The organism is Paraflavitalea soli, from assembly GCF_003555545.1.
In the GTDB taxonomy this organism is placed as follows: Bacteria; Bacteroidota; Bacteroidia; order Chitinophagales; family Chitinophagaceae; genus Paraflavitalea; species Paraflavitalea soli.
Genome location: NZ_CP032157.1, coordinates 8,082,664 through 8,097,082 on the forward strand (window position 1 = coordinate 8,082,664; position 14,419 = coordinate 8,097,082).

The window sequence follows — 14,419 nt, forward strand, 5'->3', positions numbered from 1 at the left end:
TATTCAAAATAATGATCGGGATGCGCAGTCGATTTCTTTTTATTGCTTTATTGATAGCCACACTTACCGGTGCAGCACAAAACAAGATGCGACCGCTGGAAGCGTTGATCGATAAAAATGATCCGGGCTGGCCATTGATCAGATCCTGGATCGACACGGCTAAGAACAAAGTAGAGGTTTTGCCGGCCGATCCGTCCAAAGCCGGTGATGCCTTGTTCAATACACAGGTCACCACCCAATCTCCCATGGGCGCTGTTGTGTACATGACCGGCGGCTTGCTGATAGATCATGGCTGGATACGGATATTGGGTTCGGGTAATGCCCGGCTCACCCGTTCCCTGCCCGAATGGAACAAAGGAAAGTCTTTCCAGGAGTATGGAGAAGCACCCGGTTATTGGTTGATAGCCGATGACGTATTGGGAGGCTTTTTTGCTGTTAATACCGGCACATTCAGCAGAGAAAAAATAGGCAACGTATATTATCTCGCCCCTGATAACCTGGAATGGGAAGACCTCAACATGACCTATGCAGGTTTTTTACATTTTTGCCTTAATGGCAACCTCGATAAATATTATGAGGGGTTTCGTTGGAAGGATTGGCAAAAGGAGGTGGCTAAACTACCCGGCGACAAAGTATATATGTTCTTTCCTTTTCTCTGGTCCAAAGACTGGAAAGATATCAACAAGGTAACCAGGGAGGAGGCCCCGGCAGATCAACAATTTAAGTTCAATATGGAAACCCGCAAACGCCTTGGGTTGGAGACCAATTACCATAAATAAACCTGGCCTATGGAGCCGGTTTTCATGATAAAATACTATTGCCTATCTTTATAGTAACGATTGAGCATATGCCTTTTCACCGCAACTTCACCTATTGGATTGATAAACGCCGCTGGAAATACTATTTCCTGATGGTGGCGCTGGAAGACAGTCTTTCCCCAGCCTGACTTCATTAGCTTAAAGCCCGCTGCTCGTAGCCCCACGCTCGCAGTTCGTTGCTAATGTATTACATTTTCATTTTCCCAAATTTTCAAATCATCCAATTAGCATGGCTTCTTATCATAAACTGGGACAAATCCCACACAAACGTCATACACAGTTCCGTAAGCCCGATGGCGGACTGTATTCTGAACAATTGTTTTCCACCGAAGGTTTTTCCAACGATTACTCCTTGTTGTACCATACCCATCCGCCTACACAGATCATCCATACCGATGAGCCCGTGAACGTAGCACCTGTTATTGCAGAAGAGAAAATGCTGAAACACCGAAGCTTTGAAGGATTCAACATCAAGCCCGAAAAGGATTACCTGCAAAGCCGCAAACCGGTACTGGTCAACAACGACTGCCATGTGGTGCTGGCAGCGCCATCGGGCAGTATGGATGCCTGGTATTATAAAAATGCCGATGCCGATGAAATGATCTTTGTGCATGAAGGCAGCGGTGTTTTGCGCACTATGTATGGGGAACTGCCTTTTGGTTATGGCGACTACCTGGTGATCCCCCGGGGCACCATTTACCAGATCCATTTCAAGGATACCCATAACCGGTTGTTCATAGTAGAATCATTCAGTCCCATCCGCTTTCCCAAAAAATACCTGAGCAAGTACGGGCAATTGCTTGAGCATTCTCCCTACTGTGAGCGTGATATCCGCGCCCCGCAAAACCTGCCCACTTTTGATGAGAAAGGTGATTTCCTCATCAAGACCAAAAAGAAAGGCATGTTGTATGGCATCCATTACGGGCATCATCCTTTTGATGTAGTGGGGTGGGATGGCTGCTGTTATCCCTTTGCATTCAGCATCCATGACTTTGAGCCCATTACCGGCAGGGTACATCAGCCGCCACCCGTACACCAGACCTTCGAGGGCAACAACTATGTAGTGTGCTCTTTCTGTCCCCGGTTGTTTGATTACCATCCCCAGGCCATTCCTGCTCCTTACAACCACAGCAATATCGACAGCGATGAACTGCTGTATTATGTGGACGGAGATTTCATGAGCCGCAAGCATGTCACCAGGGGTATGATCACCCTGCACCCCAGTGGTATTCCCCATGGCCCGCATCCCGGTGCTGTGGAGAAAAGCATCGGTGCGAAGGAAACCAAAGAGCTGGCCGTGATGGTCGATACCTTTCACCCCCTGCAACTTACTGTAGAGGCATTGGCCATTGAAAATCCCAATTATACCATGAGCTGGGCAGAGTAGAGGCCGTTCGGGAATACCATTATGCCAGCTATGATGTTAAGCGTGGCAGGGAGTCAATCCAATAAAAAGATGTTGAACTTTTTTTGAAAGGTACGAAAAGTTTCCTATGTTTGTGTAGTTCATATAAACATAGCAGATCTTTTTACCGCTACTGGTATTTAACTCCCTAAAAATAATGGCTCGATGAGAATTGTATGCTTATGGCTGCTGCTTTTTACCACTACGGTAAAAGCGCAGACAGACTCCACATTTTATGACATAGTAAAGGACAGCATAATAACAAAGTTTAACCGGGGCGACTTCAAAGGAATTTATGCCATGGCCGATACCGGATTCAAAGCCGCCTTCAGGGAGGAGCAGATCGTTGGTATACTAAACAGTGCCGGCACATTGGGTAAGATATTATCCAGTGAGCTGATCAGCGAAGAAAAAGAGCAACGATCCTATCGCCTTATCTTTGCAAAGAAATCATTGCAGCTTTCACTGGGAGTAGTGTCTCCGGTTTCCTATGTTAGTTTCGGCTTGTCCTTTTATAAATTGCCCATTGTCCGGACACGACAGCACTTTTTAGCCGACAATCCACTGAAAACACAGTTGGATAGTGTAGTCCAAAAGGCCGTCACCGTTTATATGAGCAATAAAAATGTGGCAGGGCTCTCCGTGGGAATAGTGCGTAACGGACAGCTATACATGTACAATTATGGGGAGATGAAAAAGGGAGAAGGCCGGCTGCCGGGAGTCAATACCATCTTTGAGATCGGCTCTGTTACCAAAACATTTACCGGCATTCTTTTAGCCAATGCCGTACTCGAAGGCAAGGTGAAACTGGACGATGATATCCGCAAATACCTGGACGGCAACTATCCCAATCTACAATACAATGGCCAGCCCGTGCAGCTGGTACACCTTAGCAACCATACATCAGGGTTTCCCTCCATGCCCAAACTGAATAACGGAGAGGACCCGTTCAGCCCTTCAGTACAGGTGACACCGGCAATGATGGCAGAAATTTTACACCGCGTTACACTGGACACCGTTCCGGGCACCCGTAGATCCTATTCCAATTTTGCAGTGGGACTCCTGGGGCATATACTGGAAAAGGTATATAAAACGAACTATGAGCAACTGGTGAAAAAGTATATCCTCGATCTTTACCATATGCAGCATACCAAAATAAGTTTATCGCCCGACGATTACAAAGATTTTGCTACGGGCTATGACATGGAAGGAAGGTCCACGGCGTATTGGATAAATCGCCTGGCAACACCGGCAGGAGGTATCCGCTCCACCACACATGATATGCTGCTGTATATCCGGCAACAGCTGGATCCCCGCAATAAAGCAGCCCAATTGTCTCACCAGCTTACCTTTGGTGATACCACCAGGGGCACCGGCTTAAATTGGGGCATCGCTACTACCTCTTCGGGAAAGCACCGGCAATGGTCGCACGACGGCGGCACCGACGGCTTTACCTCCCTCTGCATCATTTACCCGGAACTGAAAGCGGGAATTATGCTGCTTACCAATACGGGTGATCATTTTGATGATTCATTTAATGAGATCGCCCGGGCTGTCTACAGAAGCTGGTTGCGTTAAATCCACTTACCTCGCCCGAAAGTTGATTCACCTATCATTGTATAACTTCTTTAGATAAGGCTATTTTCTGTATAGCCAGTTTAGATAACTCAGAATACCTGTATAGTTATTTTAGTAAGGCACACCTGATGGTTCCCTGGTGTTTGCCTGATCATTTCCTGGTATTTCCCTGGTACATCCCTGATCAACCCGTGGTCAAGTCCTGGTCAGGTCCTGGTCAAGCCCTGGGTAAGTCCTGGATAAGCCCTGCCTGAGACTTGGCAAAAGCCTGATCAGGTCCTGATCAAAGACTGGTAGGAGAGAATGCTTCCCGATGCGCGCAAGCGGATAGCGATCAGGCTTCATTAAAGCCTCATTACGCCCCGATCTTAAGTCCGCCGAAAAACCCCTTGCATCGACCCTTGCTGCTCTTAAAACGCCTCCTGGTTGCCTTAAACGCGAAAGCGCCATTCCCTTCGTCTTGTCTTGGTTCTTTTAAGCTCCATGCGGAAGGTGAGCCTGGTAAAGCTGCCCGACCGTGGCCTGGATACCTTCTCCGTATTGCCTACGCCCCTTAGTACACTGGCCCCTTTTCATTGAGCGGTCAGGCAATCCGTAGGCAAGGCGTAGACCAGGCGTAGGCCATGCGCAGGCCAATGGGGGCGTGTGAGCCTTGTTTGTCTACTCCTCAGGTAGTCCGCATGGCTGTTGCCGGGCAGGCGCTAAAAGTTTGCACAACAAATGTCTCTTGTATGCTTTGCGCCAGGCATCCGGGGCGTCCTGGCGATGACCGCGCTTATGTTATCAAAGAAGGTGACACCATAGTGGGGAGCTGCCCTGATCTGTTAAAAAGATTGACTACCAATGCTTTGAATCCACCCTGAAATTTTTATGGTAAAATGCTTGGAAGTATTAGCCAGGTGGTTATACCTTTGGTTTAACTATTTGGTTAAACTATATGGTTGACGAGGCAAACAAGGATCAAAGTACAGAGCAGAAAATATTGGCAGCTGCCAAAGCGGTATTCATAGAGCAGGGACTGGCAGGCGCCCGGATGCAGGATATTGCCGACAAAGCCGGTATCAACAAGGCGCTGTTGCACTATTATTTTCGCAGCAAAGACAAGTTGTTTGAAATGATCTTCCAGGAAGCCGCCATGAAATTCCTGCCCAAGGTGAGTGTCCTGTTTGAAGGCGATATGCCGCTGTTTGATAAAATACGCTTGTTCGTCGACAACTATATCACCATGATGATCGACAATCCTTTTATTCCCCTCTTCGTGCTCAATGAAGTGCATAAATCACCCGAAGATTTCATCACTAAAATATGGGGAGGCAGGTTGCCACCGGTCGTTGAGTTTGCAGCCCATGTACAAAGAGAGATCGATGCAGGCCATATCCGGCCCGTGAAGCCCTTCCACCTGATGATCAATATGATCTCCATGTGTGTATTCCCTTTTATCGGACGCCCGGTAATAAAAGGCGTATTTAAAATAGACAATGACCAGTTCATGCAGGTGATGGAAGAGCGGAAAACACTGGTCGCCGACTTTGTGATTGATTCTATAAGACTATAAATTTTTTTATGTACACGTTGACCAAATGGTTAAATAACATGGTTAAACATTGGAAATCGGCAGCCCTGCTGCTATGGATCACTCCTGCACTGGCGCAGGATAGCTCCACGCTCACACTGGAGCAGGCCTATGACCTGTCGCGGGAAAATTATCCCCTTATTAAGCAGAAAGGACTTGTGAGGCAAACGGCTGACCTTACCATCGATAACCTGAATAAGAACTATTTGCCGCAGGTTACCGTATCCGGACAAGCCACTTATCAATCGGCGGTAACGAGTGTACCCATCAGGGTGGCAGGATTGGATATACCTACCCTGTCGAAAGATCAGTACCGTATACAGGCCGAAGCTACCCAGCTATTGTATGATGGCGGCGCCGTATCCGCGCAGAAGAACTTGCAACAGGTGAATGCACTGGTAGAAGACCAGCGGGCGGAAGTAGACCTGTACAAAGTGAAAGAACGCATCAACCAGTTTTACCTCGGCATCCTGTTACTGGATGAACAATTGAAGCAAACCGAACTGGTGAAGAAAGATATTCAGCTGGGCATCAAAAGAGTCACAGCACAGGTAGACAATGGTACTGCGTTTCGTTCCAATCAACTGGTATTGGAAGCAGAACTGCTGAAGGCGGAACAACGTACCATTGAGTTGAAAGCTACCCGCAAAGGATGGCTGGATGTATTGTCGCTCTTCCTCAATCAATCACTGCCAGAGAATACAGCCCTCCGTATGCCGGTTGTAAGAACCTATATAATGGCGCCAGGCATCAATCGCCCGGAGTTGAAATTATTCACTTACCAGGATAGCTTATTCAAATCACAGAATAGCCTGATCAGCGCAAAGAACCGTCCCCGCACCAGCTTGTTTGTGCAGGGTGGTTATGCCCGGCCGGGACTGGACATGCTGAAGAATGATTTTGCCTGGTATTATGTGGCCGGCGTTCGCCTGAACTGGTCACTGGGCAACTTGTATACAACAAAAAAAGAGCGGCAGTTATTGACCGTGAACCAACGGATGGTGGATGTGCAGAAAGACCTGTTCCTGCTCAATACCAATACCCAACTAAAGCAACAGCAATCGGAGCTGAACAAGTTAGAGCAGCTGATCGTCTCCGATGAACAGATCATTGGCCTGCGTGCCAAAGTAAAAGAGGCCGCTAATGCACAACTGGAAAATGGCGTGATCACCGCCAACGATTTTTTGCGGGAAGTGAATGCGGAAGACCAGGCAAGGCTATCGCTCATTGCCCACCGCTTACAATGGCTGCAGGCCCAGATCAATCTTGAAACCATATCAGGCAATCAATAAACAGACCAGGGGTGGGCCGCCCTTCAGCGCTGCTTAGCCGTGCGGCAGGGCGACTCACCCTGGTCATCCGACATACTGGTGAATTGATTCAAGACAACAAAGTTGACAAGGAATTAAATAAATAATGTTTATGAAAAAAATGATTACAGGAGTAGTGATGGCAGCGGCCTTCCTCACTGCCTGCAACGGAAATAAAGCAACACATGATGCCTCCGGTACTTTTGAAGTAGATGAAGTGATCGTATCCTCGGAACTGACCGGTAAATTATTGTCCTTTGATATCACAGAAGGCGATTCCATTCCCAAAGGCAAAGTGATCGGTACGATCGATGCAGAAAATCTGTCGCTCCAAAAAGACCAGGTACAGGCCAGTATCGAAGCCCTCAAAGAAAAGACCGCCGACCTTACACCGCAGGTAAAACTGCTGCAGGACCAGTTGACCGTACAACAATCACAGTTGGACAACCTGTTGCGCGAGAAGAAACGTATAGAAAACCTGCTGAAGCAGGATGCCGCTACGGGCAAGCAACTGGATGATATGAACGCACAGATCGATGTGGTGCAGAAACAAATGACGGTAACCCAACAGCAGATCAACGTACAGCGCAGCAATGTAGGCACGCAGAACCGCAGCATCCTCAGCGAAGGCAAACCCCTGGAAAAGCGGGTAGCGCAACTGGAAGATCAGTTAAAACGTGCAGCTGTGGCCAACCCAGTGGGCGGTACAGTGATCACCAAATATGCAGAAGCGGGAGAGATGACCTCCGTAGGCAAAGCCCTGTATAAGATCGCCGACCTCTCTACCATGACCTTACGCGCCTACATCACAGGAAGCCAGTTATCACAGGTGAAACTGAACCAGCCTGTAAAAGTATTGATCGATAATGGTGCCAATGCCTACCGGGAGTATCCCGGCGTGATCACCTGGATAGCTGACAAAGCAGAGTTTACGCCCAAAACGATCCAAACCAAAGAGGAGCGGGCTAACCTGGTATATGCTGTCAAGATCAAAGTAAAGAACGATGGGTTCATCAAGATCGGCATGTATGGCGAGGTAAAGTTGTGAAAGCAATAATCAATAATGATTAATCAATAATCAACATGCCATCAGTAGTTGCTGAAAATATCGTCAAGAAGTACGGGAAAAAGAAAGATATCGTGGAGGCCTTGCACGGGATTTCCTTCCAGGCAGAAGAAGGGGAGTTGTTCGGTATTATCGGGCCGGATGGGGCGGGTAAAACCTCCCTGTTCCGCATCCTCACCACGTTGTTGTTGCCCGATGGCGGCAGCGCCACGGTGGATGGGCTCGATGTAGTGAAGGATTTTAAGGCCATCCGCAACAGGGTAGGGTATATGCCCGGCCGCTTTTCCCTGTACCAGGACCTTACCGTTGCCGAGAACATGGAATTCTTTGCCACCATATTCAATACGTCCATTGAAGAGAACTACGACCTGGTAAAGGAGATCTATTCACAGATAGAACCTTTCAAGGACCGGCGCGCCGGTAAATTATCAGGTGGTATGAAACAGAAGCTGGCCCTTAGCTGTGCCCTTATTCACCGCCCTTCCGTATTGTTCCTCGATGAACCCACTACCGGGGTTGATGCCGTATCACGCAAGGAGTTTTGGGAAATGCTGCGCAAGCTCAAACAGCAGGGTATTACCATCCTGGTATCCACGCCCTATATGGATGAGGCCAGCATGTGCGACCGTGTAGCCCTGCTGCAAAACGGCAAACTATTATCCGTCAATACCCCTGCCGGTGTAAGGGCCTCCTTTGGAAAACCGTTGCTGGCCGTAAGGGGCACCGATATGCTGTTGCTGCTCACCCACCTGAAACAGTTTGACAGCATTGCAGATGCTTATCCTTTTGGTGAGTACCACCATGCTGTCATGCGGACGGGATACGACATAGAGCAATTGCGCAATTACCTGCAGCAGCAGGGGCATAAAGAAATAGAGATACAGACCATAGAGCCGGATATAGAAGACTGCTTTATGGATTTGATGAAAAACTAAAACATGCAGGATGTCTCAAAACATCGCTATAAAAGCTGATCAGCTCACCAAACATTTTGGAGCCTTCACAGCCGTAGATGGTATCTCCTTTGAAGTACAGCAGGGGGAGATATTCGGGTTCCTGGGCGCCAACGGTGCCGGTAAAACCACCGCCATGCGTATGCTCTGCGGGTTGTCCATCCCCACCAGTGGAACGGCTACCGTAGCAGGATTTGACGTGTACAAACAAACTGAACAGATCAAAAGGAATATAGGGTACATGAGCCAGAAGTTTTCCCTGTACGAAGACCTTACCGTAAAAGAGAATATCCGCTTCTATGCCGGTATCTATGGCAAGAGCGATGCTTTTATCAAAGAAAAGACGGCCTACCTGTTGCAGGAGCTGCACATGGAAAGCGAAGCGAACAAACTGGTGCGATCACTGCCCCTCGGATGGAAACAAAAGCTGGCATTCTCCGTGGCCATCTTTCATGAGCCTGGTATTGTATTCCTCGACGAACCCACGGGTGGGGTAGACCCTGTAACGCGGCGGGAGTTCTGGAACATGATCTACCAGGCAGCGGCCAAAGGCATTACCGTATTTGTGACCACCCACTACATGGATGAAGCAGAGTATTGTAACCGGGTATCCATCATGGTAGATGGCCGTATCGATGCCCTGGATACCCCCCGTGAGTTGAAAAGATCATTGCAGGCCAGCTCCATGGATGAAGTGTTCTTAAAGCTGGCCAGGAAAGCGAAAAGGAATGCAGATTAAGTTAAAAAACAGCCATGAAACAGTTTCTATCGTTTGTAAAAAAAGAGTTCTACCATATCGGGCGCGACAGGCGAACGCTGTTCATCCTGCTGGGCATGCCCATTATGCAAATCATCATTTTCGGGTTTGCACTGACCAATGAGGTGAAGAACTCAAAGATCGCCATCCTCGACAATGCGCAGGATGTGGCTTCCTCAGACATCCGCAGCCAGCTCGATGCCAGCCGCTACTTTGATGTGGTGATGGAGATGCACTCCTATAAAGAGATGGAAGCAGCATTTAAAAAAGGGAAGATCAAACTGGCCGTGGTATTTCCCCAGCAGTTTAATAGTGATCTGCAACACTTTAATACCGCACAAATTCAATTGGTGGCCGATGCTTCTGATCCCAACGTCGCTACCACGCTCACCAACTATGCCACAGCCGTGATCATGGATTACCAGGACAGGGTGACCAATGGCCGCAAACTGCCCTATACCATCAAAACAGAAATGCGGATGCTGTACAATCCCCAGCTGAAAGGCGCTTACAGCTTTGTGCCGGGGGTAATGGCGATGGTGCTGATGCTGGTATGTACGATGATGACCGCCATTACCGTGGTGCGGGAAAAAGAGACCGGCACCATGGAGATCATGCTTGTATCGCCCGTAAGGCCTATGAAGATCGTAACCGCCAAAGCAGTGCCTTACCTGTTGTTGTCCATGATCAATATTGCCAGTATCCTGTTGTTGAGCGTGTTTGTGCTGGATGTGCCCATCAATGGGAGTTTATTGCTGCTGATAGCAGAAAGCATTTTGTTTATCCTTACTTCCCTGGCATTGGGGTTACTCATATCCTCCTCTACCGATTCACAGCAAACCGCCATGTTCATTTCCTTAACCGGCTTGTTCCTGCCTACCGTAATGTTGAGCGGATTCATGTTTCCCATAGAAAATATGCCCTTGCCTTTGCGTATCCTATCCAATGCGGTGCCCTCAAAATGGTACTATGATATTGTGAAATCAGTCATGATCAAAGGACTGGGCATATCGGCCATCTGGAAGGAAACACTGATCCTGGCAGGGATGACCTTATTCCTGCTGGCATTGGCCATTAAGAAGTTTAAAATAAGACTGGCATGAGAACATTAAAATTCCTGCTGCAAAAAGAATTCCGGCAGATCTTTCGTGATCCTGCCATCATACGCATACTCTTTGTGATGCCCCTGGTGCAGTTGATGATACTACCCCGCGCAGCGGATTATGAAGTGAAGAACATTAAACTCAGTGTGGTGGATCACGATCATTCCACTTATTCCCGTCAGCTGGTCTCCAAGATCACCGCTTCCGGTTACTTTATCCTGAACAATTATACCGGCTCTTATAAAGAAGCGATGCTGGAGGTGGAAAAGGACCATGCCGATTTGATATTGGAAATACCCGCTTCCTTTGAGAAGAACGTGGTAAAGGAAGATGAAGGCACTTTATTTATGGCCGTCAATGCCATCAACGGTACCAAGGCCAACCTGGGCGCTGCCTACCTGCGCAGCATTATCCAGGATTTTAACCGCGAGGTGAGAATGAAATGGGTACAGTTTCCCCGTTTCGATCCGGAAATGAACCTGCAGGTTACTTCTTCCAATTGGTTCAATCCTTCCCTCAACTACCGTTATTTTATGGTGCCCGGTATCCTGGTGGTGCTGGTTACCATGGTAGGTGCTTTCCTTACTTCACTCAACATTGTAAAGGAAAAAGAGATTGGCACTATTGAACAGATCAATGTAACACCTATTCATAAATACCATTTTATATTGGGTAAACTGATCCCCTTTTGGGTGCTCGGTATGGTGGTGCTGAGCCTGGGATTGATACTCGCGAGGTTTGCTTACAACGTAATTCCAGAAGGGAGTCTGCTCACCATTTATGTGTTTGCCGCCGTGTATTTACTGGCCGTGCTGGGATTAGGGTTGTTGTTGTCTACGTATACCGCCAATCAGCAGCAGGCCATGTTGCTTTCTTTCTTCATCATGATGGTGTTTATCCTGCTGGGTGGTCTGTATACTTCCATCGAAAGTATGCCTGCCTGGGCACAGGTAGTGGTTAAGTTCAACCCCGTGGCCTATTTTGTGGAAGTGATGCGTATGGTGATCCTCAAAGGCAGCAGCCTGGGCGATATCAAACAACAACTGCTGATCGTATTCGGCTTTGCCGTGCTGCTCAACGGCTGGGCGATACTGAGTTACAAGAAAAGGGCCTGAACATTTTATTCTACATCCCTGCAAATGAACCTATGTCTGTTAAACTATCGCTTTCGGCGATAGTTTTTCCTTTTTCAACTATTCAGGTTTTCTCCCGGAAGCATGCCTTGATAAATTAGCAGCCATATCAGGTAAAAGCTTATTGCATTGAATAAATTAATATATTTATTATTTATAATAAGTGTATCGTAGTTGGCCTTTACCTGTATGATAGATCTCCCTGCTAATTTGTTTTAATGTAATTGAACCGCTATGAAACTTTTATTGTCGGGATGCTTTCTTCTATGGAGCACTGGTATACTTATTGGCCTGGCCATACCCTCTTCATTGTCTGCACAGGAAACTGGTATTGATACTTTACACCTGGATATCAGCAAAGCTAAAGCAATCTTTCTGCAGCGAAATTTAACACTGCTGGCCAATCAATACAATATTGATATCAGCAAAGCCCAGGTAGAGCAGGCAAAGGTTTGGGACAATCCCATATTGAACACCGACCAGAATGTGTATGATGGAAAGTTTTTTCGCCATACTACAGAAAACGGAGTGCAATATGGGCAGGTGTACATAGAGGTGCAGCAATTGATACGCACAGCAGGGAAGATAAAGAAGGGTACACAGCTCGCCCGTGATAATGTACTCAACAACGAAGCTGCTTTTAAAGATGTAATGCGCAATCTTAAATACCTGCTGACCACCGATCTTAATAACTTATCCCAACTACAGCAAACTGCTGGTATCTTCCAGGCCGAAATGCATACCATGCAGGTACTGGTGAAAGGCATGGATGAAATGCTGAAGACCGGCGATGTATCCCGGAAAGAAAATATCCGTATCAAAGCAGTCTTGTTTTCCCTGCAAAATGATTATGCCGACAATATCCGGCAACAGGTTGATCTACAAAAAGAAATAGGGCAGTTGTTACAGCTTAAAGAGGATGTATGGGTAGTGGCCGATGCAGGACAACCGCTGCCTGCGGAACGGATCAACCAGCTGCGCATTGGGGACCTCCGGGACCTGGCTTTGCAAAACAGGCCCGACCTTCAACTTTCCAAGGGCCAGCAGGTCTTTCAACAACACAATATAGCCTATCAAAAAGCCCTGGCTGTACCCGATATTACCATAAGCCCTGAATACGACCGGCTGAACAGCTATGTTCCCAACTATGTAGGATTGGGGATCTCCCTTCCATTACCCCTGTTCAATAGAAACAAAGGGAATATTCGCGCTGCGGAACTGACCGCCAAACAAGCCGATCTGCTTGTTATTCAATTGCAGGACCAGGTGGGTAAAGAAGTATTGGCAGCCTGGCAAAAACTTAAAAACGCTACCGCCCTTTTTGACAATGAAAATACCCAGCTAAAAGACGATTATGAATCCTTGATGAAAAACATGACTGAAAGTTACCAGCGACGGGAGGTAAGCCTGATCGAGTTCATCGATTTCTTTGATGCTTACAAGGATACCCGTACGAAACAGTACCAGCAAATAGCGAATCAGCGTAATGCGGTGGCTGAACTTAACTATTCTATCCATCAGGATATCATTCAGCTTTAAAACCCAACAATATGAAAATGCAATTACTTCCATTATCAATAGTTGTCATGGGCGCCATCTTTACGTTTTCCTGTAACCACCAGCCGAAAGAAAGTGCCCATGCCGGGAACGCCGACTTTATCAGCGACAGCGCTATGAAATTGATCCGGCTGGATACTGCCCGGTGGAGAAATATTGACGATGAGCTAAAGCTAAGTGGAGAAGTGAGTTTTGATGAGAACAAAGTGGTAAAGATATACCCCTTCAGCAGCGGCCAGGTGTTGAGTGTAAACGTAAGCATAGGCGATTATGTAAAAAGCGGGCAAACCCTGGCCACCATTAAAAGTGCAGAAGTTGCCGGCAATTATGCCGATCTGTCTATCGCAGGAAATGACATTGCCATTGCTGAAAAGGATATGCAAAATAAGGATCGCTTATATAAGAACGGCATTGCCAGCGAAAAGGAATACCAGGAAGCCAGGGAGTATTATAATAAAGCGATGGCCAATGCCCATAAAATAAAAGAGCAGATACAGATCAATGGAGGCGGTAGAACGGCAGCCAGCGGTGTCTATATAGTCACTGCCCCACGCAGTGGGTATGTAGTGGAGAAACTGATCAATCCCGGCAACTTTATCCGCAATGATAATAGCACCAATATGTTTACCATCGGTGATATTAGTGATGTATGGATCTGGGCCAATGTATATGAAACCGATATTGCTAAAGTGAAACAGGGATATGCTGCGTTTGTCAATACTTTGTCGTACCCCGATAGTGTTTTTGAAGGCAAGGTTGATAAAGTAAGCCAGGTGCTTGATCCTGTATCTAAAGTGATGAAGATAAGAATTGTATTGGCCAACCGGAGCGGCACCCTCAAACCTGAAATGTTTGCCAATATTACGATCCATAATACAGAGGCCAGCAAAATGGTGGCCGTGCCTGCCAGTGCCATCATCAATGATAACAAAAAGAACTATGTGGTAGTATTTAAAAATAACAATGATGTGGACAGCAGGGAGATAAAGGTGTATAAAACAGCGGGGGGATATGCTTACATCCGGGAGGGATTGCAGCAGGGTGAGCAGATCATTACCAAAAACCAGATATTGATCTATAAGAAAATTCAGGACAATAACAATACTTCAGTAGGTAGCCGGTAATCGTCATCACTAAGCAGCCAATATTTATTAAAATCCCGGATG

Annotated in this window: 12 protein-coding genes; all 12 read left to right on the top strand. The window is 47.2% G+C overall.

The window, feature by feature from the left end; genetic code table 11:
- Nucleotides 1-20 precede the first annotated feature (20 nt).
- A complete protein-coding gene (locus D3H65_RS31205) occupies nt 21-779 on the top strand; it encodes a DUF2625 domain-containing protein (protein WP_211345577.1) in 759 nt (252 codons plus the stop codon).
- A gap of 268 nt (nt 780-1,047) precedes the next feature.
- Nucleotides 1,048-2,205: a homogentisate 1,2-dioxygenase gene (locus D3H65_RS31210; RefSeq protein WP_119054070.1), complete on the top strand. Its 1,158-nt coding sequence runs from the start codon at nt 1,048-1,050 to the stop codon at nt 2,203-2,205.
- Between the two features lie 183 nt (nt 2,206-2,388).
- The gene (locus D3H65_RS31215) at nt 2,389-3,801 is read left to right on the top strand and encodes a serine hydrolase (RefSeq protein WP_119054071.1); all 1,413 of its coding nucleotides are present in this window, start codon (nt 2,389-2,391) and stop codon (nt 3,799-3,801) included.
- A gap of 937 nt (nt 3,802-4,738) precedes the next feature.
- Nucleotides 4,739-5,356: a TetR/AcrR family transcriptional regulator gene (locus D3H65_RS31225; protein WP_119054073.1), complete on the top strand. Its 618-nt coding sequence runs from the start codon at nt 4,739-4,741 to the stop codon at nt 5,354-5,356.
- A 38-nt stretch (nt 5,357-5,394) separates the two neighbouring features.
- The gene (locus tag D3H65_RS31230) at nt 5,395-6,666 is read left to right on the top strand and encodes a TolC family protein (protein ID WP_119054720.1); all 1,272 of its coding nucleotides are present in this window, start codon (nt 5,395-5,397) and stop codon (nt 6,664-6,666) included.
- A gap of 130 nt (nt 6,667-6,796) precedes the next feature.
- Nucleotides 6,797-7,732 carry an HlyD family secretion protein gene (locus tag D3H65_RS31235; protein ID WP_119054721.1) on the top strand — a complete coding sequence of 312 codons (936 nt, stop codon included), beginning with the start codon at nt 6,797-6,799 and terminating at the stop codon, nt 7,730-7,732.
- A gap of 35 nt (nt 7,733-7,767) precedes the next feature.
- Nucleotides 7,768-8,685, top strand: a complete 918-nt coding sequence (locus D3H65_RS31240) for an ABC transporter ATP-binding protein (protein WP_119054074.1) — start codon at nt 7,768-7,770, stop codon at nt 8,683-8,685.
- A 10-nt stretch (nt 8,686-8,695) separates the two neighbouring features.
- Nucleotides 8,696-9,442 carry an ABC transporter ATP-binding protein gene (locus D3H65_RS31245; RefSeq protein ID WP_119054075.1) on the top strand — a complete coding sequence of 249 codons (747 nt, stop codon included), beginning with the start codon at nt 8,696-8,698 and terminating at the stop codon, nt 9,440-9,442.
- 14 nt (nt 9,443-9,456) lie between these two features.
- Nucleotides 9,457-10,563, top strand: a complete 1,107-nt coding sequence (locus tag D3H65_RS31250) for an ABC transporter permease (RefSeq protein WP_119054076.1) — start codon at nt 9,457-9,459, stop codon at nt 10,561-10,563.
- Nucleotides 10,560-11,678 carry an ABC transporter permease gene (locus tag D3H65_RS31255; protein WP_119054077.1) on the top strand — a complete coding sequence of 373 codons (1,119 nt, stop codon included), beginning with the start codon at nt 10,560-10,562 and terminating at the stop codon, nt 11,676-11,678. The genes D3H65_RS31250 and D3H65_RS31255 overlap by 4 nt, the downstream gene beginning before the upstream one ends.
- 252 nt (nt 11,679-11,930) lie before the next feature.
- Complete coding sequence (locus D3H65_RS31260; RefSeq protein ID WP_119054078.1) at nt 11,931-13,235, top strand: TolC family protein; 1,305 nt, start codon at nt 11,931-11,933, stop codon at nt 13,233-13,235.
- Between the two features lie 11 nt (nt 13,236-13,246).
- Nucleotides 13,247-14,377, top strand: coding sequence for an efflux RND transporter periplasmic adaptor subunit (locus D3H65_RS31265; RefSeq protein WP_119054079.1), 1,131 nt, complete (start codon nt 13,247-13,249; stop codon nt 14,375-14,377).
- Nucleotides 14,378-14,419: the final 42 nt, after the last annotated feature.

Coding starts and splice junctions, on each gene's coding strand:
- D3H65_RS31205 (WP_211345577.1), top strand. CDS start 21: ATGCGCAGTCGATTTCTTTTTATTGCTTTATTGATAGCCACACTTACC.
- D3H65_RS31210 (WP_119054070.1), top strand. CDS start 1,048: ATGGCTTCTTATCATAAACTGGGACAAATCCCACACAAACGTCATACA.
- D3H65_RS31215 (WP_119054071.1), top strand. CDS start 2,389: ATGAGAATTGTATGCTTATGGCTGCTGCTTTTTACCACTACGGTAAAA.
- D3H65_RS31225 (WP_119054073.1), top strand. CDS start 4,739: ATGGTTGACGAGGCAAACAAGGATCAAAGTACAGAGCAGAAAATATTG.
- D3H65_RS31230 (WP_119054720.1), top strand. CDS start 5,395: ATGGTTAAACATTGGAAATCGGCAGCCCTGCTGCTATGGATCACTCCT.
- D3H65_RS31235 (WP_119054721.1), top strand. CDS start 6,797: ATGAAAAAAATGATTACAGGAGTAGTGATGGCAGCGGCCTTCCTCACT.
- D3H65_RS31240 (WP_119054074.1), top strand. CDS start 7,768: ATGCCATCAGTAGTTGCTGAAAATATCGTCAAGAAGTACGGGAAAAAG.
- D3H65_RS31245 (WP_119054075.1), top strand. CDS start 8,696: ATGTCTCAAAACATCGCTATAAAAGCTGATCAGCTCACCAAACATTTT.
- D3H65_RS31250 (WP_119054076.1), top strand. CDS start 9,457: ATGAAACAGTTTCTATCGTTTGTAAAAAAAGAGTTCTACCATATCGGG.
- D3H65_RS31255 (WP_119054077.1), top strand. CDS start 10,560: ATGAGAACATTAAAATTCCTGCTGCAAAAAGAATTCCGGCAGATCTTT.
- D3H65_RS31260 (WP_119054078.1), top strand. CDS start 11,931: ATGAAACTTTTATTGTCGGGATGCTTTCTTCTATGGAGCACTGGTATA.
- D3H65_RS31265 (WP_119054079.1), top strand. CDS start 13,247: ATGAAAATGCAATTACTTCCATTATCAATAGTTGTCATGGGCGCCATC.